Annotated in this window: 23 protein-coding genes and 1 tRNA gene; 16 read left to right on the forward strand and 8 right to left on the reverse strand. The window is 44.5% G+C overall.

Features of this window, described 5'->3' with window-relative positions; translation table 11 throughout:
* Positions 1–23 precede the first annotated feature (23 nt).
* From DTQ70_RS04290 to DTQ70_RS04355, 14 genes are all read left to right on the forward strand, one after another.
* Positions 24–542: a hypothetical protein gene (locus DTQ70_RS04290; protein ID WP_164489863.1), complete on the forward strand. Its 519-nt coding sequence runs from the start codon at positions 24–26 to the stop codon at positions 540–542.
* Positions 542–1573, forward strand: a complete 1032-nt coding sequence (locus tag DTQ70_RS04295) for a hypothetical protein (RefSeq protein WP_122929673.1) — start codon at positions 542–544, stop codon at positions 1571–1573. The genes DTQ70_RS04290 and DTQ70_RS04295 overlap by 1 nt, the downstream gene beginning before the upstream one ends.
* A gap of 11 nt (positions 1574–1584) precedes the next feature.
* A complete protein-coding gene (locus DTQ70_RS04300) occupies positions 1585–3033 on the forward strand; it encodes a hypothetical protein (protein ID WP_122929674.1) in 1449 nt (482 codons plus the stop codon).
* 2 nt (positions 3034–3035) lie between these two features.
* On the forward strand, positions 3036–3314 hold the full coding sequence (locus DTQ70_RS04305) for a hypothetical protein (protein WP_122929675.1): 279 nt from the start codon (positions 3036–3038) through the stop codon (positions 3312–3314).
* Positions 3315–3545: 231 nt separating this feature from the next.
* Positions 3546–4034, forward strand: coding sequence for a hypothetical protein (locus DTQ70_RS04310; RefSeq protein WP_122929676.1), 489 nt, complete (start codon positions 3546–3548; stop codon positions 4032–4034).
* Positions 4034–4243, forward strand: coding sequence for a hypothetical protein (locus DTQ70_RS04315; protein ID WP_122929677.1), 210 nt, complete (start codon positions 4034–4036; stop codon positions 4241–4243). The genes DTQ70_RS04310 and DTQ70_RS04315 overlap by 1 nt, the downstream gene beginning before the upstream one ends.
* Positions 4243–5205, forward strand: a complete 963-nt coding sequence (locus DTQ70_RS04320) for a hypothetical protein (protein WP_122929678.1) — start codon at positions 4243–4245, stop codon at positions 5203–5205. The genes DTQ70_RS04315 and DTQ70_RS04320 overlap by 1 nt, the downstream gene beginning before the upstream one ends.
* Before the next feature lie 13 nt (positions 5206–5218).
* Positions 5219–5545, forward strand: a complete 327-nt coding sequence (locus DTQ70_RS04325; protein ID WP_122929679.1) for a hypothetical protein — start codon at positions 5219–5221, stop codon at positions 5543–5545.
* A 13-nt stretch (positions 5546–5558) separates the two neighbouring features.
* On the forward strand, positions 5559–6005 hold the full coding sequence (locus DTQ70_RS04330) for a hypothetical protein (protein WP_164489864.1): 447 nt from the start codon (positions 5559–5561) through the stop codon (positions 6003–6005).
* Positions 6002–6550 (forward strand): N-acetylmuramoyl-L-alanine amidase, encoded by a 549-nt coding sequence (locus DTQ70_RS04335; RefSeq protein ID WP_122929681.1) that lies wholly within the window; start codon positions 6002–6004, stop codon positions 6548–6550. Before DTQ70_RS04330 ends, DTQ70_RS04335 begins: the two co-directional genes overlap by 4 nt.
* A 117-nt stretch (positions 6551–6667) precedes the next feature.
* Entirely contained in the window at positions 6668–7009 is a 342-nt protein-coding gene (locus DTQ70_RS30590) for a hypothetical protein (RefSeq protein WP_164489865.1), read from the forward strand.
* Positions 7010–7099: 90 nt separating this feature from the next.
* Positions 7100–9142: a hypothetical protein gene (locus DTQ70_RS04345; RefSeq protein ID WP_164489866.1), complete on the forward strand. Its 2043-nt coding sequence runs from the start codon at positions 7100–7102 to the stop codon at positions 9140–9142.
* 8 nt (positions 9143–9150) lie between these two features.
* Positions 9151–9684, forward strand: a complete 534-nt coding sequence (locus DTQ70_RS04350) for a hypothetical protein (protein WP_164489867.1) — start codon at positions 9151–9153, stop codon at positions 9682–9684.
* A gap of 12 nt (positions 9685–9696) precedes the next feature.
* Positions 9697–12873 (forward strand): phage tail tape measure protein, encoded by a 3177-nt coding sequence (locus DTQ70_RS04355; RefSeq protein WP_122929685.1) that lies wholly within the window; start codon positions 9697–9699, stop codon positions 12871–12873.
* A 259-nt stretch (positions 12874–13132) separates the two neighbouring features.
* Here DTQ70_RS04355 and DTQ70_RS04365 read toward each other — a convergent pair whose 3' ends face one another.
* From DTQ70_RS04365 to DTQ70_RS04405, 8 genes are all read right to left on the reverse strand, one after another.
* Positions 13133–13780 carry a heavy metal-binding domain-containing protein gene (locus DTQ70_RS04365; protein WP_122929687.1) on the reverse strand — a complete coding sequence of 216 codons (648 nt, stop codon included), beginning with the start codon at positions 13778–13780 and terminating at the stop codon, positions 13133–13135.
* Between the two features lie 54 nt (positions 13781–13834).
* On the reverse strand, positions 13835–14017 hold the full coding sequence (locus DTQ70_RS04370; protein WP_122929688.1) for a hypothetical protein: 183 nt from the start codon (positions 14015–14017) through the stop codon (positions 13835–13837).
* Between the two features lie 37 nt (positions 14018–14054).
* Positions 14055–15047 (reverse strand): phage integrase SAM-like domain-containing protein, encoded by a 993-nt coding sequence (locus DTQ70_RS04375; RefSeq protein WP_164489868.1) that lies wholly within the window; start codon positions 15045–15047, stop codon positions 14055–14057.
* Entirely contained in the window at positions 15005–15532 is a 528-nt protein-coding gene (locus DTQ70_RS04380) for a 3'-5' exonuclease (RefSeq protein ID WP_122929690.1), read from the reverse strand. Before DTQ70_RS04380 ends, DTQ70_RS04375 begins: the two co-directional genes overlap by 43 nt.
* 69 nt (positions 15533–15601) lie before the next feature.
* Entirely contained in the window at positions 15602–16345 is a 744-nt protein-coding gene (locus tag DTQ70_RS04385; protein ID WP_122929691.1) for a hypothetical protein, read from the reverse strand.
* A gap of 164 nt (positions 16346–16509) precedes the next feature.
* Positions 16510–17742, reverse strand: coding sequence for a phage integrase SAM-like domain-containing protein (locus tag DTQ70_RS04390; protein ID WP_122929692.1), 1233 nt, complete (start codon positions 17740–17742; stop codon positions 16510–16512).
* Positions 17743–17941: 199 nt separating this feature from the next.
* Positions 17942–18862, reverse strand: coding sequence for a transposase (locus DTQ70_RS04395; RefSeq protein ID WP_229600055.1), 921 nt, complete (start codon positions 18860–18862; stop codon positions 17942–17944).
* Between the two features lie 571 nt (positions 18863–19433).
* Positions 19434–19506 (reverse strand) — tRNA-Lys (locus DTQ70_RS04405).
* A gap of 281 nt (positions 19507–19787) precedes the next feature.
* Here DTQ70_RS04405 and DTQ70_RS04410 point away from each other — a divergent pair.
* On the forward strand, positions 19788–20642 hold the full coding sequence (locus tag DTQ70_RS04410) for a fumarylacetoacetate hydrolase family protein (protein WP_122929693.1): 855 nt from the start codon (positions 19788–19790) through the stop codon (positions 20640–20642).
* Positions 20643–20752: 110 nt separating this feature from the next.
* The gene (locus tag DTQ70_RS04415; RefSeq protein WP_122934260.1) at positions 20753–22918 is read left to right on the forward strand and encodes a DUF5916 domain-containing protein; all 2166 of its coding nucleotides are present in this window, start codon (positions 20753–20755) and stop codon (positions 22916–22918) included.
* Positions 22919–22929 lie beyond the last annotated feature (11 nt).

The raw sequence follows: 22929 nt of genomic DNA on the forward strand, positions 1-22929 counted from the left end.
ATAATAACAAAATGGCTAAAAAAATGAAGACCGAAACCGCTGAAAACCAAATCAGTAAAAAGGCAAATCTTGTAAGAGACGAGTATCTGCCATCACTCAGAAATCTGTTCAATATGCCTGGCGCGAGCTGGGCCTTCAAGTCGAAAATAAAGGAGCTTAGAGATAAGTTCAGTTTGTCTTTAAGCGCTGAAACAAAGACAATTCTCGGGCTTGAGAAAGACATAGCAGGATTGCGAAATGATATACAAAAGCTTCAAAGAAAAGAGCAAACGGAGCAGAACCTTGCAGACCTTGCAAACAGAGAGGACGAACTTGAGACGAAGATGTCGGAGTATCAGACGGCGGATGAAGAGCTTAAACAAAAGGATATTGTTATCGAGGCGACCTTAATTGCGGCTAAAATCATCCCTTCTGACAAGGTTTTGGCTGGATTATTTTCTGAAACGTACATTGACGAGTACGGCCGCCCCAACTCTCGTCAGAGCGATTACGTGACGCAAATTGTGAGAATTGAGGACTTGATAGAGCAGCCAGAAGCCTAATGCCAACCACTGTAAAACCACCCTGCGGGCCTTGTGGTCCGCAGTGGTACATTCACAAAATTGAGCACCAAACGGGTAGTACTTATACTGTTACGTTTGACGCGCTTAATGTTACGCGAATAGTCTATGACGTTGTTCGAGATTGTGACACGCTATCTAGCGGGCAACATGACCCTTCAAGCTCAACTTTTGATATTGATTTAATCGGAGTTTCTGACGGGAAAGCCTTCTTTATCGCCAGTTGCCCAAATTGCACAGGCTTCTGTCAGCCTTTTGAGTTTGAGATTAGTCATAACGGCACACTTACACCCGCCGTTCCAGTTTTACGCGCTGTGATTTCGGGCAACAACGTGCTAGTATTTTGGGATTTTGAGGGCGGCGTGGACGCGTTTGAGTTACAGACAAGCCGAGACGGGGAAACTTGGACGGACGTAACAGTAGGCATGTCGGCGAATATTCGACAGCTTAAAACAGGCCCGTGGCTAGACGTAGGAGAACTAACGTTTCGTATGCGAGCACGCAAAGGTGCTACGTATTCTGAATGGAGCGAGATTATTACGCCTTTCGTGGGTGCTACCCAGCCCGATGTTGTTACGCCAAGCCCTGGTAATGTGCCGTTCAGTACAGTGCGAACCGACATGATTAATATCGTGCAAGACTCTGGTACAGGGTTGTGGTATGATACTGTATCGCCCACCAGCGGCGACTATAATGCTTTCTACTACATCAATGGGCGCCCGCTCAAGTCGCCCACTGGTGACAGACTGCCGTTTCAGGGAATGGCCTTTGAAAGTGGATTTGTTTCGGTGGAAAAAATCTACTTGCATAAAGACCACTATTCAAACTGGCAACAGTGGGAAAATTATTTTTGGAGGACAAAAGAAGCTAAGGAGCAAATCTTAATAAACGGAAATTGGGTAGATAGTACTCCGCAGCTAAAAGAACAGAACCCACAAAATAATACTAGAATAATATACCCAAACGATTGGTGGGTATTGGCTTCTAGCCAACAGCGTCTTGTAATTCCTTAACTATTAGAAAGATGATTGTAGAAAAATTAAACCTACCGAGCTGGTTTCGTGCAGATTACATCTCGCACATAGACGAAGCTCCGATCGTGGGAAATGTGGGGAAAATTGCCGCCCTTCATTCGGTTGATGCCGATATTTTGGATGCGCAAAAATTTGAGCGCGGTTTCTCCCATGTGCCCAAAATATGGGATAGTGGGACAAACGATGATAAAAAGTGCTTTGTATTATTATCTGACGTTTTCCCTGGAACTGGACACAGCGACGCACAGATTAATGCCGCCGCCGCAAACGTGGCCGCGAACATTTCCAAATACGCCTGTATTGGTGATCAATTCACCGAGGCGGGTTCAAATCCAGTACCTTGGTACGATGGAAGTTACTGGACGGTAGGAAAAAAATTCTACCAAAAATTGTGCGAAGAAGTGGGCGCTAGTGGGGCTGCCGACACAAATTTCTTTTGCAATTACGACACCAAGCTGGCCAATTTTTGTGAGTTTTTTCGCATAAATGGTGCGCGTAACCCCTTGCACCCCTACATAGTTAATGCACTCGCAAGCGAAGCGGGCGCACGCAAAAAAGGGGATAACGATAACTCAAACGACCCTTATTACACCTCTGGAATGTCGGACTGGACGAACATGTTCACCATGATGTTGTGGGCGAATGATGGTGAAACAAAAGACTGGCTATTCAACGCCATCTTTGAGACTCAGCGGAAATATGCCGCAAAGGCTGACGCAAAAACGGTAATGTACACGTCGCCGTGGGCGCAAAGCCTAAGCAACCCCGTAAACGAGCATCATAAAAATCCTGGGCACATTCACCCCCGCGAAGGCGGATATTGGAAAGTGCCAGACTGGCATACTCCTCCCTTTGAATTTCAGCTTTGGGTGGGATTTTTTGGTTGCCTTCTGACAGAAGGATGCTACAACTGGGACTCTACCGTAAACTTCTCGAAATCGGTAGCAAACGACCGAGAAAACGAATGGACGCCCCCGCGCACGTGGGTAAGCGAAGGAGGTGCGGCGCCGACGCTGCTTCCAGATGGCGAGCCGCGCTACCCACAATTTCCGCGCGCAGGTATGGACGCCATGATGGTGGGGGTACATTGGTACAACAGCATTAAGCACATCGTTAATGCCAGTACTGGCGTAGCGTATGCTACCTACATCGCAGATGGGCAAACGATAGCGCCGCAGGCTGGCGACCCCCGACTTTTTCGGCGTGGCTTTCGGAATTATGGACAAGACACTATCCTGCACCTAGCAGCTGCATCGCAAGGGGTAGCGCTAGAGGCCATCGGCGCAGGTGAAACATTACTGGTCTATGTGAACCCTTACCGGTTGTTGACAGAAAAGGAGAATGTGTCGATAGTAACTAATGGAAAGACTATCGACCTTGGTCAACTAGCAGGATCAAAGCTTTATGTTTTTAGAGTTAAAAACGGAATCATACAATAACCATGGAAGCACTGGAAACATTTGTCGAAGGTGCATACGTGCGGCTATCATTTGATGTTGCGGGGCTTACGGTAGGTACATCTTTGCAAGGGAAATTGCTCTTTAAAGGGCAAACTTATCAGCTTTTTAACGAGCTCAATGGCACTATTCTAAGCATGAGTAGTGCCACCAATACCCTAGTATCAGGTACGTATAAGTTTGTGCTACTTTGGTACAACCAAGATACGAATGAACCCTTTGAAGAAGAAGAGTACGAGATCATTATAAAGCCTCGAAAATGATTCCAGCAACGTATTTGCCTAGACCAAAATTTAAGCTCAAACGCTCGACCGGTAACCTAATTTCCTGCGAGCTGGAGCAAAGGCCCTCAATCCATTTGAGCGCCTCGAAAACTATTGTAGTTATCAATAATAACGGAGATACAAATGCCGATGATGACACTCTTAGTTTGAATTTGCTCCTCTTATATGAGGTTTCAAAAATCTGATTTTTCAATTCAATAACTTACAGACATGACATTACAAGAAAGATTATCGGCGCTAATCACTGCAATTGGAACAGACATAAAAGCTTTGTTTACTCGTGCACTGCCTACTGGTGGAACTACTGGGCAAGCACTACGAAAAAGCTCAAACAGTGATTTTGCGGTAGAATGGTACACCCCAAGTGTGGGAGTACAAATTGACGATGCTACTGCTAGTGGGACAAAAACGTATTCATCGACCAAAATTGAATCAGTCGCAACGGCTGCAGCTAATGCCGCAAAAAATGAAATTCTAAACGGTGCGGGAGCAGCTTACGATACATTGTCAGAACTACAAGCATTACTTGAAGGCCAAGGTAGTTCGGTAACGGCATTGACAACAGCAATCAATAATCGTGTGCGATTTGATGCCGCACAAACTCTTACGACTCAACAAATTACTCAGGCTTGTTCCAACTTGGGGCTTGGGGAGCCCGATACAAACTTAGTTTCATTATATACAACTGCTAAGGCATAATGACACTTCAAGAACGTATATCTGCCCTTATAACTGCCATCGGCACGGACGTGAAAGCACTTTTTATGCGCTCAATGCCTGCGGGTGGAAGTACAGGGCAGGTACTTACAAAAACATCGAATAGCGATTATTCAACCAGTTGGCAAACACCAACTGGAGCAAGTCAATCAGATATACAGCGTATCGAAGCACAAAACTGGTTCCTATAATGAAACGTGGTAGTAATTATAATAATGGGTTTTTGGGCGGAAAGGGAAGCAATTACCTTACAGTAGATAGCCCTGGTATTCTTTCTGTAGAGAAGCATTATTACGCAGGCGCAAAATACCTGCTTGATAATATCTCTAATACAAGCCTTGTTAATGCTGCGTCTTATCGTCGATTACGCGGTGCTTACACGGGAAATATCGCACAAATGAGAAGGAGTACCGACAGTTCGGTACTCGACATTGGAAGCAATGGCGAACACTTCGATGTGTCAACCATGAACACTTTCATCGGTTCGGTAACAGGATATACGCGTATTCTATACTCTCAAGCGGGATTAGGATCTTCGTACGATTTTGTGCAAGGCACCAACACAAAGCAGCCTATTGTGAGGCTCTCTGGTACTAATTATACGATGGGGGGGCGAGTCTGCATGATGGGTGTTCCTGGTAACGACACTGGACTAGCAACAAGCAATATAGCCAACCTAATAACTGGTACTGATTTCACTTGCATTATGGTCGCGAGTGTTGGAGCGCATAATAATTATGCCCGTTTTTTTTCTAGTCAAAGCGCAGGGGGAAGTAACGACTACGGTACTGGCGGGTGCTCTATTACGCAGGCAGCAACTAACAATACTATTGCATTTACGGGAGGGACAAACAACTATTGTTATCCGAATGGAGTAAGTGGTGGAGTGTCTGGAAATGTGGTATTTACCGTTTTTACTGACTCTGCGGGTGCTACTGTACGCGTTAACGGGGCAATGCAACGAACGGATGCCTTCGTCACCAATCATAACTCGTATGCGCTCGGAATTATGAATCAAGTCGCGTCGGGTGGGGGTGCAGCGCTCAACCAGCTTGTAGCGGAAGTGATTGTTTATAAGCGAAAATTAACACTCGCAGAAGTGCAATATGTAGAGAGAAATATGGGTGCGTATTGGGGAATCGCAGTCGCCTAAAACAAGAAAAAAAATGCCAAATAGCTATAAATCTATTGCAAAAAAACTGGATGTTAATACAACAGTATCTGCCTATACGGTACCTAGTGCTACCACGGCAATCCTTAATCTTGTGACGTTTGCCAACATAGACGCATCGAATAGCGATTCGATAGAACTATCTTATCGAAAGTCAGGCGACGCCAGCGATACCTTTTTAAACAAAGGTGCCACTGTTCCAAGCGCTACGACTTTTCGTTTCGACGGCCCAATAGTTTTAAACGTGGGGGATATTCTAAAAGTCAAAGCTGCTACTGCCAACAGAATAGATGTAACTATTCACCTAATGGAAATTACCTAACATGAATACAGCCGTGAACAAACCCTTAGAACACACCTTTGAATTTGGCCTGGCATTGACAGCCACGCTACTCCAAATTAACATGCAACAGTTGTTTGACTGGCATGCAGTTCCCCTTAAACTAGCCATTCTATCTGGCTCCATTACCTACGTTATGAAAGCTAAGAAGGATGAAAAAATGTCCTTCAAAGAGGCGTGTTTTACAGCGCTAAGTGGGTTTACGTTCGGGATTTATATTGCGCCTTTTGTGGTTGATTTATATGCAATTACCAAGCCCGCTTCGAGCATGGGAGTACACTACCTTACTGGAGCATTTGGCCAGTGGATCCTAAACGTAGGTTGGGCCATTCTGAAAGGGGCGCACAAAGAAGGATGGTCTGCCATTCGCGACCGATTCTTTCCATCGAGAAAAAAACGCAACAACAACAGCTACGACGAAAACGAATATCCTAACCAATGATTTATCTTTTAGCAGGCCATACCGTCATTGCGGGACGCGGGACGGGGGCATTTGGCATCGATGGCTTCGATGAAGCCGTGGAAGCTGTGCGTCTTAGAGACGACGTAACAGCAGCTTTGCGCGCACGTGGCGTGAAGGTCGTAAACGAGGTCAACACATCGCCACTGGCTCAGGTAGTGGCCTGGTTGAAATCGATCGTGAAAAAGGAAGACAAGGTGATTGAAATCCACTTTAACATGGGGCCGCCGACCGCCACTGGTACTGAAGTGTATATCGACGATACGCCTACTCAGGAAGAACGCTTCTTTGCCCAGGCTGTGGCTCGAACCATCGCCAACACTTTGGGGATTCGGCTCAGAGGGGTCCAAGGCGTAAAACGTGAATCTGAAAGCCAGCATAAAAGCCTGGCCATCATTTCGGTGCCATCGTCGGCCATCAACATCTTGATTGAAGTGATGTTTGGTAGCAATCAAAACGACGTGGAACTGTACCGACGCAATTATCCACGCCTTGTTCAAGCTTTAGCCGACACTATTGCGCCATGAGACCAATCCACAAAATCGTCCTTGGCGTGGCCTTGGTTGTGCTCTCCATCAGCATGGTTATGCTCGCCTATAATACCTACGAACCGAAACCCGAACCCGTAAACCTGCAGAAAATCAATGAAACGATTAAAAAACAAAGTGACAGTGTGGCTGTGGCTTCTCGTAGCTATAGCGATACTACAAAACTGCGTAAGCTTGAAGCCCTCAAACGCCGAATTGCAGAAGCGCAGTACAACGATAGCGTCGCGCGCGTCTCAGATCAGCGACGCTGATGCTGCCGTAATCTGTTACGATATGCTCACCAACTGCGAGAAAAGCCTAGCCGATACCACCGCCAAGCTGCACCAAGTACAGGCAGGAATACCCGACGTGAAAAAAAATGCCCGTAACAAGGGTATTTACCTGGGCGCTGGTGGCATGAGCCTACTAACGATGTTACTACTACTTTTTGCGAACTGAGAGATAACAATGCAGCAAACCCACCTTTAGCTTAGAGGTGGGTTTCTTATTTTCATTGCAGGCCCGAAAATAAGCCTGAAAATTGCGTACATGATACGCATAACCCGAAACGGCTCACAGCTAGAACTATACCCTGATACTCGTTTTGATTACGAAATGAACAGCTGGCTATTTAGCGATGACGATAGCCTGTTGGGGTCGTTTACGTACGATTTTCGCTTTCCACTTTCCCCCAAAAACATTGATTTCTTAGAATATCGCCACCTGCCTGAGCAGCCTTATCGTGAGATTGAGGTCTATGTGGAGCTGAGCAATGCCCTGGTAATGAAATGCAACTTGGCCTACGAGATTGAAGGCGAAAGCGGGATTGGTTTTATCAAGTTCGAGTCCGCCACTGTGAACTCCAAAATCAAGAACGTGAAACTCGCTGAAGTAATCAACGAGGTCGTTTACCTGGGCAAAACACCCGCGCAGGCTGCCGAAATTATGGAGGAAATAGCCAGGGCTGCCGTGGGGCATTATCCGATTGTTTTTGCACCGATCTATAACCCTGAGTTTGTAGAAACGGATTATACCCTAACCCATGAGGATATAGAAGGCATCGCCCCCATGACGTTTATTAATTACGTTAGGAACGATACCATCAACCCTTGGGGTAAGCGTAAGGACGGTACTAGGGGATTTTTGTTTAATACCTACGAACCACTTTTACGTAACCTTGGAAGTGTGTTTGTGAACGTAAGCGCAATTCATGCAGGCATACTTAATGTGCCCTATGTGTATATGTGCTACGTAGTTGCCAAGGTCATGGATTACCTTGGGTTCGGGATAGAAAGTAGCTGGTTTTACGAGGCCGAAACGCAATGTCGGGTTATCTACAATACGCAAGCCCTCACGAGTTTTAGCGAGATTACCCAGTCACTGCCAGTCATTACAGTGAAAGTATCTGAGCACGTGCCTGATATGACGATTGCGGAGTTTTTGAAGGCAGTCCGAAAAAACTACTCGCTTTCGATTGATTTTGACGCGGTTCGGGGAGCGGTCAGTATTAAGACCTTCGCTGAAATAGAGCGCAGCCGCGACTACAACGACTGGAGGACCTACCAAACCCAGGATCCTGTGAAGATTTCGAGGCCGAACGGAAAGGGCTGGAAAGTGAAATTCGAGGAAGATGGGGGAGACGTACTGTATAAGGAGCTTTCCATTACCACCGAGTTTCAGGTGGGAGACGGCGACCAGACTTACAGCATCGGAGTGGGTACCCTGCCCATGCTCCGACAAAAAAATGAAATGACGGGAGCCATTTGGGTATTGCCACAAGCCAAACAGCCAGGGAATTTGCGCGGGAAGTTTTTTCAGAAAAGCGACCGATATTCTGACAGCAAACCCAAAAATGAATTCAAACTCCGAATCCTGGCATACCGTGGAATGCAGCCTGACCTTGAGGGAAACTTATACCCCATGCTCACTTCAGAGCTGTACAATGCGAAGGGTGAGAAAATAGGAACTGTAGGGGACAATCCGACGCTTACTAACAGCTGCTATGCCGTGTATGTGCGGCCGTATTTGTATTTCCGAGATCAGGCCCGCGAGGTAGAAACCAATCTGCTCCTTCCCATTACTGCGTTGCAGGAACAGAAAATGTATAAAAAAGTCGGCTTCGCGGGGGATAACCGCGTAATGATGCGCCACATCCTGAAAAAACTCGTGGTGGAGCTGCCGAGCGACGGCGGGTTTGTAAAGGCCAAAGCCTACAGCTACGGTATTCTTCCAATAGAAATTGGGGTGGTGAGCAACGGGGCGGTTTGGCTGTCGATCGAGTTTGTGAATCATCGTGACCTAAGCGAGAATGCCGTGTATCAGGCCATCGCCGACGTGGTGGTGAAAGCTTGGTCGGATGAGACCAAACAAAGAGCCATAACGGTAGCAAACTTAATGGTTTTGTTTGCATTGCAAAATGTGCTTACGAAAGAACAAATCCCGTATTCGGCAAGCATAACTGGAAGTGAGCAAATCGTAATGACTGACGCAATCGTCATTTTAACACCTCTCTACGCCTACCAGCAAAATGTAACAATAGCTTACACTCCAGTACTGATTCCAAGTTCCACCTATTCAATCGTACCATCCTAATGGGAGTAATGAAACGAATCATCGGCGATGGGCGATCGGTGCGAGCCGTGTGGCGAAAGTCTTCAGTCGAACGCAAAATGGTAGGGATGCAAACCATTCCAGGACTCGCCAACAACGAGCTTCCAGAAATCCGACTAAGGGCTTTGAATGCTGAAACGATGCGGTTGTTCATGCCCATCTTCAAGGAACGCCTCAAGCGTAACTTGGTAGAACACAATATTGGCTACGAAGGCGATTTGGACGATAGCCTTAGAGAAAGCGTGAAGAAAAGCGGGGATGGGGTGATGGGAACGCTCTCGTTCAATTTTTATGGTCGGTTTGTGGATTGGGGAGTGGGGAAAGGCACAAGCCTGATGGAAGCGCAGTCGGGTATTCCGCTCGCAGCGGGACGGCTTACCGCCCGACGTAGAGCCAAGCCGTGGTTTGGGCCTCAGTATGCCCACGAGCTCAAGCGAATTACTGAATTGTCGGCCGCCAATACCCAACAGGTTTTAAAAGAAATGGCGGCACAAATGAATGTGGAAGTAGAAATTAAGATATAGCCAATAACAGCCATGGCAAAGAAAAGTACAGAAACCACAAAGTCGATTATCCAACTGGTAGTCGATGGAAAAGGTGCGGAAACCAGTGTAAAGGAATTAGGGGGAGCGCTAAGTTACGTGAATACGGAGCTTAGAAAAATGAAGGCCAACGACCCCAAACGTGATGACCTCATAAAGCAGAAACAGCAAATTACCGCTGAATATCAGAAGCAGAAAAAGGAGATTGGGGACATTAGAACTGCCTGGCAAAAGTTTAAGCAGGAATTTGCGACCGTGGCCACTGGGGTGGTAGGTGGCAATGCCATGACCTTTGTTTTCCAACAAATGCTCAGCTACTTGCCACAAGTCACCGCTCATAGCTTAAAGCTGAAAGATGAGCTGGCAGACGTGGCCAAGAAAACCGACATGACCGACCGCGAGGTAAACAAGCTAAACGGGTCACTCAAAAAAATGGATACTCGAACCCCAACAAAAGAGCTTCGAGAAATGGCGGGTGTAGGCGGGCAATTTGGCGTAGCGAAAACGCAAATCGAGGGTTTTGTGGATGGAGCCGACAAGGTGAACGTTGCCTTGGGCGATCAGTTTGGAAGTGCGGAAGCCACTGCGGGCGCAGTACTGAAGCTGCGTAATATCTTTCAGAATATAAAGAGCGACAACATTAAGGAAGATATGCTGCACATTGGCAACGCGCTCAACGTGTTGGAAGCTGATGGCGCGGCTACGGGCGCGGGTATGGCCGATTTTGCGAGCCGAATGGGTGGGGTGCTTATCCCGCTCAAGGTAACAGAAGCGCAGGTGTTAGGACTATCGGCGACCTTGGAAGAACTGAACGTAACTGCAGAGCGTGGATCGACCGCTACAGTGGATATTTTCCAACGAATGTTGACCGAAACTGAAACCTTTGCGAAGGTGGCAGGAATACCACTAAACGATTATAAGAATCTTATCCAAAAGGATATTTTCGGTGCCTTCATGAAATACCTGGAAGGCTTGCAAAAGGTAGTGCCAAATCAGATCGAGTTTGCGCGCGTGCTCGAAGCCAGCAAGCTCACGGGCAGTGGTGCCAGTGAGGTACTTTCTAAGCTCGCTACCAATTCGGATATGCTTACCGAAAAAATCGGGAAGGCGGGTACGGCTCTCCAAAATACCGATAGTATTATGGCAGAGTTTCAGAAGCGTAACCACTCATTAGCGCTTGGACTCAAGCAACTTTCAGAGTGGTGGAACTCGCTCTTGTATAGCGATGCAGCTCAGAGTTTTGTCGAGAACAGCGTTAAAATGCTTACATCGATGTTGGGCCTTCGCGATATTGCCAAGGAGACTACTGCTAAGTTTGAAGCGCAGAAATCGACCGTCGGAAGTTTGGAAAAAGAACTGGTACCACTGCTAAACCGACAAGAGCAGTTAAAGAACATGGCCAAGCAGCTTGGGGGAGAAACCAAGCTGACTGATGAAATGCAGATTGAGCTACGAGAAAACATTAAAAAAATTGCTGAGATCGTGCCTGAAGCAGCCACGGAGTTTGACAAGTACGGAAACGTGCTCGACGTAAATACAGAGAAGGCGCGTAAGGCGATTGTAGTCCAAAAAGAGCTATTGAAATTCTACAATAAGGAAGCTATTAAGTCGAGCGAAAAAGAGCTTGACCAAGTCAGGGTAGAGCGACAAAACCTGATTGCCAAACGAAAAGCGGGCAAAATTACGAGTGTGAATTTTATGCCAGGAGCTGGGATAGGATCTACAACAACGACGGAAATCAATTCGGAAGATGCCAGGAAGATTGACGATCAAATTGCAGACGCGAACAAGCGTGAAATTGAGCTTAGAAATCGACTGTATGGCCTATCCCAAGAGAATAAGTACATGACAGCTGAAGAGAAACGAGCCATGCGAAACGGGCCAACTCCTACGAAAAAAAGTGGTGGGGGTAGCAGCTCCGCAGGCTCTGTGGTATCACCCTTGGGCGCTGATGAAAGTGGAAGCTCGAAAAGCAAGAAGTCCAAAAAACCTGTTGAAAAAGGAATAAGTTTTGGTGATTGGTACGAAACAGTACAGGGGGAGATTGATGCCTACGCCGATTTGGACGAAAAGGTGGCCGAAGAGCGGAAGAAGAACCTAGCCAATCTCCTAAAAGATGTTGGGGTAGAGTACGACACCTTCTATTTAAGCCTGGAACAAAAAGCAGCAAAAGGGCTAATTACCGATGAAGAGTTTCTGAAACAGAAGCGTGAAAAGGAGATTGAGGAGCTCACCACAATTAAAATGTTTACGGAGCTGTACGGTGAAGAAACAATAGAGCTTGATCGACAGATTGCACAAAAGCAAATTGAAATAACAAAGGATGCTGCCGACAAAAAAGTTGAAATCCTAAAGGAGCAAAAGAAAGCTGAAGAGCAAGTACGGAAGGATATAGCTGAGCTCGCCAAGGAGCAACACAAAGCCGAGTTTGATTTGAATCAGGCCAAAAGCCAGATGATGCAGGAAGGTATAGCCGCGCTGATGGGCATGGCCAAACAGCAATCGGGTATCTGGAAGGCATTATTTCTCGTGCAAAAAGGGATGGCCATTGCCGAAATTATCACCAAAGCACAGCTAGAATTGGCCAGTTATAAGTTGGCAATCGCAAGTTATTCGGCCCAAATCGCCGCCACTGGAGGTGTGAGCCCCGTGGGTTGGGCGGGAATAGCCACCACTACCGCCCAAATCGCCGCTACAAAAATGACGGCAGCGGCGGGCATCGCTACGATTGCAGCTCAGACCGTGCCCGTTTTTGCAGGACGCGAGGCAGGAGGAGCGGCCCCGCTCACCGTGAATAACGGTGCAGCTCAGGGCTACGTGGATAGACCTACGCTGTTTACCCAAAGCGCATTTGTGGCAGGGGAAGGCAACCGCCGTGAGTATATCGTCCCTTGGAAAATGCTGCAGGATCCTGTCGTTGCCGACATGGTAGGGATGATAGAGAGTGTTCGGCCACGTTACTACTCATCGGCAGGCGATGCCGCCGCCGCTCCCAGGGGAATAGCTACTGGAAGCGGCGGGCAAATGCTCAGCGATGGCCTTCTATTGCAAGTGATAGAGCTCCTGTCGAGAATTGACAGCAAAAGCGATAAGAAAATTGATTTCAACTTTTCGACTTTTGAAAAGACGCAAGAACGGCTTAACTTTATCCGAAAAGATACCAGTGCATAATGGAGGAAAAGCGGTGTAATACTTGTAGGTTTTGGGAAAGAATACAAGATAGTAACTACCAAAAAGATATGGGTAACTGCCATTTTTTAAGTGGCAAAAGGAGTCTCGACACAACTGAAGAAGATACTTATCCTTCTGTTGAAATAACTGGAATTGAGAGCAGTCCTATTTGTTATCATGATGGAATAGGGTTTGAGTATGAGACCAAAAGCTGGTTTGGGTGTATTCATCATAAATTAGCTTTTGGTCTCACGCAAAATTAATCAAGTTTACATGAGTTTAGGACTCGTAATCGGTCATACATCTTTTTAAGGTGTTCAAGTTCTCTTGATTGTTCACTTCCAAGGATGCTTATATTTTTGAGGCGTACGGCAGTACCAGCCATACAAACCATAAGCATTCCTTTTTCTCCACCAACTTCTGAGTAATCAATGTCAGTACCAATTACGGCATCCGCTCCTAAACTTAAGGCTTGTTTGCGAAGTTGAGCTTTACACAAATTTTCCCCAAAACGAAGCTTTCGGTTGTAACTTCCTGACTGCGTTCCAAGCAAATCATTAAAAGAAGATGAAAACTCAGAAAATACCCCTGTACCAGTGGTTGATTGGCCAGTAACCATATCAACTACTTCGTATTCCCAATTACTGGGTGACTGTAATGTGATTACAGGAATACAGCCGAATAATTCTTCAATTGACTTTTGGAGTTTAATTTTTTCATCCTTGTATTCATACAGGACTTTTTCGTATAAGTCTTTGCCGCATTTGCTACAATAAGCACTGGCATTAGCTTGACGAAATAAATTTATTAAGCGAGTTTGGTTTTCCCCTAGAATATAGATTGGGTTAAAAAGTGCTGAGTTGAGCTTTGTGTTACAGTTGGGGCAATGGGTGAGATTTTGTTCCATAAAGTTCCTACGTTGAATTTTGACTCAATATAGGAAATAAAAGAGACTAAGGAATTATAGTTCTTCCTTAGTCACTTTTTCATAGAAGGCAACAAGCCCCTTTGTAATCCTTTTTTTTGCGCTTGAAGTAGTGAATGCAACGGGCGAAGTATAACCGAACCACGATGCAATGTCTGCATCAGTAAGTTCGTGTTTGGCTTTTAGAGTTTTGTACTTTCTTTGAATGTCTTTTTCCATACATGTAGGTATTTGTAGCTACAAACTTAGTATATACCTACGTAAGAAAAAATGGGTCGTTGACAATTGTTGATGCTGAGTCCATCCCATCAGCCCTAATATAGACTAAGAAAATAGCCTCTGTAGAATGCCCTGTGATCTGTCTTATTTTTAACGTAGGTATTCCTGCTAAAAAAGCATTTGTGGCAAATGAACGACGAGCAGTGTGACTGCTCATGAGTGCATATTTAGGGTGTATTTCTCTAATCTTCTTTGCATTTCTTGTAAAGAACACCTCGATGTTTTGGGCTAACCCCGCTTTTTTGGCGATTTTTTTAATGTTCTTATTGTAGCTTTGAATGCTGTAAGTTTTAATTTTCCAATCTCTTGATTCTAAAATTTCCATAACTGTATTGGCAATTGGAATTACGACTACCTTGTCCGTCTTCTGGGTTCTAATCCTAAAGTACTTTTTCCCATCTTGCTCAACTGTGTACTGATTAATGTCTTGTAATAGCATGACTAAATCGCTCCTTCTTAGACCCGTAAAGGACTGTATTACATAAGCATCGCGAGTATCTCTTTGTACGCCCTTTAGTTTTAACGCTGCCAAAGCTTTTAATTCAGCAATGGTATTGTAAACTTGGGTTGTTACCTCTGGACTATAGGTGAATTCTTCCACCATGTAGGGTATTTTGTAGGTTCTGCAAGCTCTGCGAAGGTTAGTCTTAATCTGATTAATGGTACCGTGGACGGTATTTCTCTTAATGTTTCGTTGGGATAGGAAAGATAAAAAGTTTTGAAACCATGCATCGTTCATTTCGTGAACGTAGATTTTTTTGGAGGCTTTTTCAAAAGCCTCCAAGTGAAACAAAGCATCTTTAAGTCGGTGAATACCAGAGTATGTAAATCTGCTTCCTTGTTTAGTAAGAATTTGACCGGTCTCAATAAGTGGTATTCTTTCACGAATGAAAGTAGAGAGCCGATGACGATTAAAAAACCATTTGATCATAATACGATAGCGGCTCCAGTACTTTCTAAATAATTCCACACACTTAAAGTAGCCTGGGCGTCTGATAGTGCCCCATGTGGGCTTCCTGTCCAGTCGTGCCCCACCAACTCAGCAGCATAAGTTAATTTGTGACGTTTCCAAATTCCCCTTGTTTCATCCCAAATACCCATGTATTGAGAAAAACGAGCCATACAACAATGCACTTTTGGCTTAGCGATTGACAGGGCTGATTCAATAAACCGAGAGTCATAATCTGCACCATACATAACAACATTTTTGTATTGTTTCAGTACTGTGACAATGCTTGGATTTAGAGTTTCTAGGGTGGGGAAATTACCTTCGAAAATGAACTTAGGTGTTATTCCATTGATTTTAGTAGCATTAGGCCATTCCTTTTCCTTCGTAGGGGTTACGTAGGTATCAAGAAGCGTTTTGCCATTTTGATTAATAATAGCAATCGACAATAGCTCTGATGATTCGGAAGTGCCAGTTGTTTCTGTGTCGAGAATACAATACTTTTGCATGTTAGTTGTGAATTAAGGTTTACACTAATTTTTTGTCCCGTTCGCCTGCCAGTGAACGGGACGCTTCTTTTAATATTTAACTTCGACCCACCCTTCTTGAATAGCTTCAAGAACGTCAGCTCGTTCTAAACCAGCAACTGGGTAATTATGAATCTCAAACGTTGCATTTTTTACACAAGTCCGCCAGTTTTTAACTGAGCCACCGCTGGTAAAGCGGCCATCAAGAAGAAAGATATCGTCTTGGGCCTTGGCGCCAGAGTCTCTTCCCCATGCTTTTGCGATAGGACGACCAAATAATTCAACTCCTGAATGCCAAACTTCTTCGTTGTACTCTTTTACAGTAAGAGTACATACTTCGTATGGATGAAGTCCTGAAACGCTGTAACATGCTATCATCGCTTTTATTACATGGTCTTCGACAGATAAATCAAAAACCCATTCCCCATTGATAAAAGTCCCACGTAGCCCACGTGCTTTCTTTACAAATTCCTCATTGTAAGGTGAGATTGTTTTAATGCTGTTGCTTGTTTTGATAGTCTGAATTTTGTGTGCGTATTTTTTTTCTGGACTGTTGTCGGATTCTTTAATTGAAATGGTAGCTTCAACAGCAGCTTGAATTTCTTTAAGCTCAGTTACAGTTAGCTCGCCAAGCTTTGATAAGTCTATTGAGAGTTTTTTTACAGCAGCTTTAGCGTCATCCCAAGCGCTTTTTAAAGCATCAGCAAATTTTTTTCCTTGTTCTTTTACAAGTTCCCACGCATTTGTGAAAATTTTAGATAAGTCATAAGCGGGAGTAGTGATAATAGCTTGCATTGTTTTGTTATGTTTTAGGTTTACAAACCGCTCTGCCAAGCGGGTCAATCATCTAATTGACAATGCAAATATATAGGCATATACATATATGATACAAGTATTTGCATATAAATATTTATAATTTAGAATAAGTTTAAATAATTTTTCAAAGTAGGGTATGAATATTAAGCTTGTTGCAGCTTGCGCAATTCGTGGGCGACACGTCGCTCATCTTCTCGTACATAGGAATCTAAGCTACGATCACTCTTGAGGCCCAGTACTACCTTTACCGCTGAGCGGCTCCAGTTTAACTCGTTGAGTAACCAATCAGCCAGGGTTTTTCTGCCTGCTTTCACTGAAAGCTTGAGACTGACTGGCTCAAGGTTGATTTGTTGTCGATAGCTTAGGGGCATTTTACTTATTTCGACGTTTAGCTCCATGGCCATCAACTTCAAGTAATCGTTCATCTTTTGGCCTGATATGAAGGGTAGCTTGTGCCAACCTCCGTACTTAGCAATAATTTGGTTAATCTCAGGCCAGGCCGATGCGGGTACCTTGGCCATTTCCTCAGTTTTAATCCTAGACCATTTTATGAAGTCGTATCCTGCTACCTTATATATGACTGTTTCACCCTGGGCAGCCATATTTTTGAGGTCTTGATCATGAAACCCCGTGCGGCAATACAAAATAAAAATGTCGGCAGTTTGTTGGAGCTTATCGTTTGAAAAGTGATGGGAGCGTAGTAGCTCAAATTGAGCCACACTAAGAAAAACGTGGGGCTTCGTTTTCTCGTGTTTGATACGATGCCCGTCCAGCGGGTTTGACGTAAGCAACTTCTCAGATTTTGCCCAGGTAAGCATATCCTTTATGACTGACTGACTTTTTCTGATAGTGGCATCGGCGTAGTGCTGCTTTATTAGGTAACTTTTGAACTGCTTGAGCAAGTCAACGTCGAAGTTTTCTAATAGCTCATTTTGCTTCTTACGAGTAATTAGAAATTTGAGCACGTTGTCGCCCACGTCTTCATAACGATCAATGGTTTGTTTTTTAGGAGCTCCAGCATCGCGCATCGTTTTTATCCATTTCCTGAAGGTGTCCATGAACGTGAGCTCACTTGTATTAGACATATAGAGCTCCTTGATTTGGTGCGCTGTAAAGGGATTTCGACGCAAAGTGAGCATTGTGTACAACTCTACAAGCCTGGTTTCTATCTCTGATAGCTTCGCATTTTTATACATCGAATGATCGTCGCTCGACATGACGCGTTGCCTACCTGTATCCCAATCGGGATAATTACAGTCGATATGGGTAGAATAAAGGTCTGCTCGTTCACCATTTATGGTAATACGATGGTAGATGGTGCAGGTTTGCTTTTTTTTCTGCCCCTTCGTTTGGTGCCTGTAGAACAGGATTTCCATTCTTTTTTTTCATTATTGGATTAAAATTTAAGTTTGGGGCGGCAAACCAACCTAAAAAAGAATTATGGGACATATTTTTTATCCCAAAACTTATTAAACGGTTTGGAGGAGGGTGTGCGCCCGCGGGCTGGAGGTGTGCCACCAGGTGTGCGCCCGAGAAACTAATGGCTCAATTTCAAAATTTGTGGAGCAACTTGGATTAAGCATATAACTGAGTTAGCCGATACAGGAAGAATTCTATGTTTCTTACCCCTCTGAATTGACTTCTGAACGCTTTGATTTTAGCGTTGAAGGATTCGGCAGAAGCATTAGTACTTCTATTATCAAAGTAATTAAGAATCGTCTCATAGTGGTTTTGGATGGAGCGCGCCACCGTATTAAAGGCTTTAAATCCAGACTGACGTACTTTCTCGTGCCATTTGGCGAGTCGTGCCAATCCATACAGTTTATCATTGGTATGCTCAAAAATATGACTCAAAGACATGGTTAATTCATAAGCTTTTTTCAAGTCAGCATAGCGCTCAAAGAGTAATATTGCCCTTTGTTTTTGATTCTCTGTCCAATCTTTCTGCTTTTTGTAGAGCACATACCGGCTGCGAGCTAATAGCTGTTTAATTGTGTCACCATTGGATAATAGTTCCGGTTGATAGTCAGTCGAAGTTGATTTAGCGTGCTCTATAGCTTCATTTTCGGCATCCAATGCATCCCACCTGTGTTTGACCCGCATTTCCTGAAGAGCCTCTGCGGCCAGTTTTTGAACATGAAAGCGGTCAGTGACTCTGGTCGCTTTAGGAAAGCACCGTTTGGCAATCAGTTCCATATTACCCGCCATATCCAACGTTATCTCTTTTACTTTTTTGCGCTGACTTTCAGGGATTTTACGAAGAACTTCAATGACTTTTTCAGCTTTTGTTCCTGCCACAACAGCTACAATACTGCCTTTTCCTCCCTTGGCGGCCTTATTGGTCAAAATCGTATAAAGCTCTCCATGCGATAGGCTTGTCTCATCAATTGATAAGTGGCTACCCAAATTTTGAGGGTATAAAAGCCAGTTCTTGGCATGACTTCTTTGGTTCCAATTTTTAAAACCACTCTGATAATCATGGTAATGGCGTAGCAAACCTTTGCCCTTAACACCATAAAATTTCCCAATTGAATAGACGCTATTGGGGTTATTATTGAGTGATTCCCTTTAAAAAAAACGCGAACTCACTCGTCATCCGCGTTCCTTTTTCTACTTCTGTCCAATCTCTGTAGACAACCTTTTGGGTCTTGGTGTTTAGCCACCTGCGACGCTTAATGTGTAGAAATACCTTATGGCCGCGAATGGGAAAATCCTGAACTGTAATCGAGGGAAAGAAACCTTTGGATAACAGATTCGCCCGATCAGGGTGAGCAGTAGAAGCGTTCTTTTCTTCCAGATGCACCTGAAAGCAATCTTCTTGCTTGTCAACGGAAAGCAAAATAAAGTTTTCAAGAAGGAACTCAGGTAACAGAAACTGAACGATAGGTAGGAAACTCTCCAAAGCAAGTACGATTGATTAAAAGCACAAACTTAAAAAAATCCAACGCACTCCACAAATTTTGAACTTGATCCAAACTAATCCTTGAAGAGTGAGAGGGGAAGAAGCTGATATACAAGCAAAAAACCCGCCCTTTTGAGGCAGGTTGTCAACAAGATTTTGCTTTTGTGATCCCGCTGGGACTCGAACCCAGGACCCATACATTAAAAGTGTATTGCTCTACCAACTGAGCTACGGAATCCTACTTTTTCATTACTGCTTTCAACTTTTTTTGTTTCGTTGTCTGCGTTGTTCTGAAATCGTGGTGCAAAAGTACGTGGTTTGACAATACGACGCAAGTGCTGATGTGAAAATATTTTTAAAATATTTTTTAAATGACAGACAGTGAGTGAGTTAAAGTTGAAAATATTTTTAACTTTTTTTTGCGACTCTGATTTCTGGTTAGATTCTTGGTACGAAATGCTTATAAATTCGTAGTATTGAAAGTTAATCAATCATCACTCATTTATTTCCACTTCCATAATGAAACTATTTCGTTTTGGCGCATTTGAACAAGAGCAACCGGGAGTTATTTTGTCGGATGGCCGTAAAGTAAACGTAGCAGCGTTTGGCGAAGATTTTAACGAGGCATTTTTTGCCACCGATGGCCTTTCTCGCTTGGCTGATTGGCTCACCATTCACGCAGATACTTGCCCTGAGGTTTCGGAGGATGTTCGCCTCGGTTCGGCCATCGCGCGCCCTTCAAAAATTGTTTGCATCGGCTTGAACTATGCCAAACACGCAGCAGAGTCGGGGATGGATGTGCCAAAAGAACCCGTTATTTTCTTTAAATCCACTTCCGCTTTGTGCGGACCAAACGATAACGTAATCATTCCCCGTAATTCTGTCAAAACAGACTGGGAAGTAGAGTTGGCTTTCGTGATTGGTAAAAAAGCTAGCTACGTGGATGAAGCCAATGCGATGGATTATGTAGCGGGTTATATCTTACACAACGATTACTCAGAGCGTGAGTTTCAGTTGGAACGCAGCGGTCAATGGGTAAAAGGGAAAAGTAATGATACTTTTGCCCCGCTTGGGCCTTTCATGGCAACCAAAGATGAAATCGCTGATCCTCATACTCTTCGCCTTTGGTTGAAAGTGAATGATGAGATGCTGCAAGATTCAAATACCGATGACATGGTGTTTAAGATCCCAACGTTGGTAAGTTACCTAAGTCAATTTATGACTTTGCTTCCTGGCGATGTTATCTCAACAGGAACGCCGTTTGGGGTAGGGCTGGGCTTTAAGCCGCCAAGATACCTCAAAGCGGGCGATGTAGTCGAATTAGGCATCGAGGGACTTGGAACGCAACGCCAAGTGGCAGAAGCGTATCAATAAGACGAGTAAAAAAACTCGGCATTTTAGTTTATTATTTGTGCGGCTTGATGGTCTCCATTGAGCCGCACGCTTTTTCATTGATTTCAACCTATCTATCCAAACTTCAGACCATGTATCGGTTTTTGTGCTTACTGCTTTGTTGCACTTCTCTTCTTACGTTTGCTCAAAAGAAAAACGAAAAATTTCAATACCACATTTTTGAAGCCAATGGAGCTATTAAAATTGACGGCTTAGAAAATGACGCCGCTTGGCAACAGACTGAACTGGCGAAAGATTTTCACATGGTGACCCCCATGGACACAAGCCTGGCGCGCAACAAAACTGAAATGCGCCTCTGCTACGACCAACATAATTTATACATCATTGCGGTTTGTTACAAGGCGATAAAAGGCTCTTTTGTGGTTGAATCGTTAAAACGGGACTTTAATTTTGGCCTCAACGATAACTTTTTTGTGGTGCTAGATACATTTGAAGACCTCACGAATGGCTATTCGTTTGGGGCAAGTGCCGCAGGGGCGATTTGGGACGGGCAAGAGGCTGATGGAACGATGATAAACCTTAACTGGGACAATAAATGGCATTGTGTAACGCGCAATTATGAAGATCGCTACGTCTGGGAAGCGGCTATTCCGTTTAAAACTATTCGCTACCGCCCCGATAATTTACGTTGGGGTATTAATGGCAGCCGTTTGGACTTGGCGACCAACGAAAAATCGGCGTGGGCGCCCGTTCCGCGTCAGTTTCAATCGGCCAATTTAGGATATGCTGGGGTATTGGTGTGGGATAAGCCTTTGCCACCTGCTGGAAAAAATATCTCATTGATTCCTTACGCCTTGACGAGTATTTCTAAAAATCAATTAGCAAAAACACCAGCTGACTTTAAGCCAAACATCGGTGGTGATGCTAAAATTGCCCTCAATTCATCGCTCAACTTAGACTTAACTGTGAATCCTGATTTCTCTCAAGTGGAAGTGGACGTGCAGCAAACCAACCTCGATCGTTTTGAGTTATTTTTCCCCGAACGTCGTCAGTTTTTCCTTGAAAATGCGGATTTGTTCGCCAACTTCGGTTTTGCTACGTTACGGCCTTTCTTTTCCCGTCGGATTGGACTTGGTGTGCCGTTGTTGTTTGGAGCACGTTTGAGCGGAAAATTGGATAAAAATTGGCGAATTGGCGTATTAGACACGCAAACCAAAGAGGATGGTGCAACGCCCGCCCAAAACTTCGCGGTGGTGGCCTTGCAACGAAAGGTGTTTGCTCGCTCGAACGTAGGCTTGCTGATGGTGAATAAACAGTCGCTAAATCTTGATGAAAGTGTTCACAAAGGCGCATCGGCGTTTAATCGAAACGTAGGAGCCGAGTTTAACTTAGCCTCGGCCAATAACATCTGGACGGGGAAAGCCACCGTTTTGAAATCATTCAGTCCAAACGTTTCGGGTAATGACGTTGCTATTGCGAGTATTTTGAACTATAACAAAGCCAATTTTTTTTGGCAATGGCGTTATGAATTTGTGGGCGAAAATTACAACGCGGAAGTAGGTTACGTCCCTAATGCTGCCCGCCGTGGGTACCAAATGATGGCTCCTAACGTGGGGTATTTATTTTTTGTAAACTCCCCTTTATTGATTAGTCATGGCCCCTTGGTTCAGTCCACTTTATTTTGGAATAAATCAGGCAATCTGACGGATAATGAAACCTACATGGCTTACAATTTTAATTTTAGAAGCCGTGCCATTGGAACAGCTTGGGTAGCAACAAATTACGTTCAACTTCTGGCCCCTTTTGACCCAACTAATACTGGCCGTGAAAGATTGGCCACAGGGACTAAGCATTATTGGAATTCTTTTGGAACAGAGTTTACGTCAAGCCCTCGAAACCGATTTACGTATTCGTTTGCCACGCGCTATGGTGGCTTTTATGCCGACGGAACGCGCCTCAATTTAAGAACCACGCTGGGCTATCGTTTTCAGCCCTACGTAGCGACCAAGTTTTCGGTGGATTACAACATTATCAAAGTACCCTATTTGCAAAAGCCTGTTGAACTGTTGCTGGTAGGGCCACGGGTGGATGTGACATTCCGCAACAATCTTTTTTGGACGACTTTTGTGCAATACAACAATCAAGCAGATAATGTCAACCTAAACACGCGTTTGCAATGGCGCTACCAACCTGCGTCCGACTTGTTTATCGTCTATACCGACAATTATTTGCCCGAAAATTTGATGATTAAAAACCGAGCGTTGGTGCTCAAACTGACGTATTGGTGGAATATCTAAGTTGTGTATTT

Source organism: Runella sp. SP2 (assembly GCF_003711225.1).
GTDB lineage: Bacteria > Bacteroidota > Bacteroidia > Cytophagales > Spirosomataceae > Runella.

What these genes read in the sequence shown, in the direction of transcription:
- DTQ70_RS04290 (WP_164489863.1), top strand. Translation starts at nt 24, where the DNA reads ATGAAGACCGAAACCGCTGAAAACCAAATCAGTAAAAAGGCAAATCTT.
- DTQ70_RS04295 (WP_122929673.1), top strand. Translation starts at nt 542, where the DNA reads ATGCCAACCACTGTAAAACCACCCTGCGGGCCTTGTGGTCCGCAGTGG.
- DTQ70_RS04300 (WP_122929674.1), top strand. Translation starts at nt 1,585, where the DNA reads ATGATTGTAGAAAAATTAAACCTACCGAGCTGGTTTCGTGCAGATTAC.
- DTQ70_RS04305 (WP_122929675.1), top strand. Translation starts at nt 3,036, where the DNA reads ATGGAAGCACTGGAAACATTTGTCGAAGGTGCATACGTGCGGCTATCA.
- DTQ70_RS04310 (WP_122929676.1), top strand. Translation starts at nt 3,546, where the DNA reads ATGACATTACAAGAAAGATTATCGGCGCTAATCACTGCAATTGGAACA.
- DTQ70_RS04315 (WP_122929677.1), top strand. Translation starts at nt 4,034, where the DNA reads ATGACACTTCAAGAACGTATATCTGCCCTTATAACTGCCATCGGCACG.
- DTQ70_RS04320 (WP_122929678.1), top strand. Translation starts at nt 4,243, where the DNA reads ATGAAACGTGGTAGTAATTATAATAATGGGTTTTTGGGCGGAAAGGGA.
- DTQ70_RS04325 (WP_122929679.1), top strand. Translation starts at nt 5,219, where the DNA reads ATGCCAAATAGCTATAAATCTATTGCAAAAAAACTGGATGTTAATACA.
- DTQ70_RS04335 (WP_122929681.1), top strand. Translation starts at nt 6,002, where the DNA reads ATGATTTATCTTTTAGCAGGCCATACCGTCATTGCGGGACGCGGGACG.
- DTQ70_RS30590 (WP_164489865.1), top strand. Translation starts at nt 6,668, where the DNA reads ATGAAACGATTAAAAAACAAAGTGACAGTGTGGCTGTGGCTTCTCGTA.
- DTQ70_RS04345 (WP_164489866.1), top strand. Translation starts at nt 7,100, where the DNA reads ATGATACGCATAACCCGAAACGGCTCACAGCTAGAACTATACCCTGAT.
- DTQ70_RS04350 (WP_164489867.1), top strand. Translation starts at nt 9,151, where the DNA reads ATGAAACGAATCATCGGCGATGGGCGATCGGTGCGAGCCGTGTGGCGA.
- DTQ70_RS04355 (WP_122929685.1), top strand. Translation starts at nt 9,697, where the DNA reads ATGGCAAAGAAAAGTACAGAAACCACAAAGTCGATTATCCAACTGGTA.
- DTQ70_RS04365 (WP_122929687.1), bottom strand. Translation starts at nt 13,780, where the DNA reads ATGGAACAAAATCTCACCCATTGCCCCAACTGTAACACAAAGCTCAAC.
- DTQ70_RS04370 (WP_122929688.1), bottom strand. Translation starts at nt 14,017, where the DNA reads ATGGAAAAAGACATTCAAAGAAAGTACAAAACTCTAAAAGCCAAACAC.
- DTQ70_RS04380 (WP_122929690.1), bottom strand. Translation starts at nt 15,532, where the DNA reads ATGCAAAAGTATTGTATTCTCGACACAGAAACAACTGGCACTTCCGAA.
- DTQ70_RS04385 (WP_122929691.1), bottom strand. Translation starts at nt 16,345, where the DNA reads ATGCAAGCTATTATCACTACTCCCGCTTATGACTTATCTAAAATTTTC.
- DTQ70_RS04390 (WP_122929692.1), bottom strand. Translation starts at nt 17,742, where the DNA reads ATGGAAATCCTGTTCTACAGGCACCAAACGAAGGGGCAGAAAAAAAAG.
- DTQ70_RS04410 (WP_122929693.1), top strand. Translation starts at nt 19,788, where the DNA reads ATGAAACTATTTCGTTTTGGCGCATTTGAACAAGAGCAACCGGGAGTT.
- DTQ70_RS04415 (WP_122934260.1), top strand. Translation starts at nt 20,753, where the DNA reads ATGTATCGGTTTTTGTGCTTACTGCTTTGTTGCACTTCTCTTCTTACG.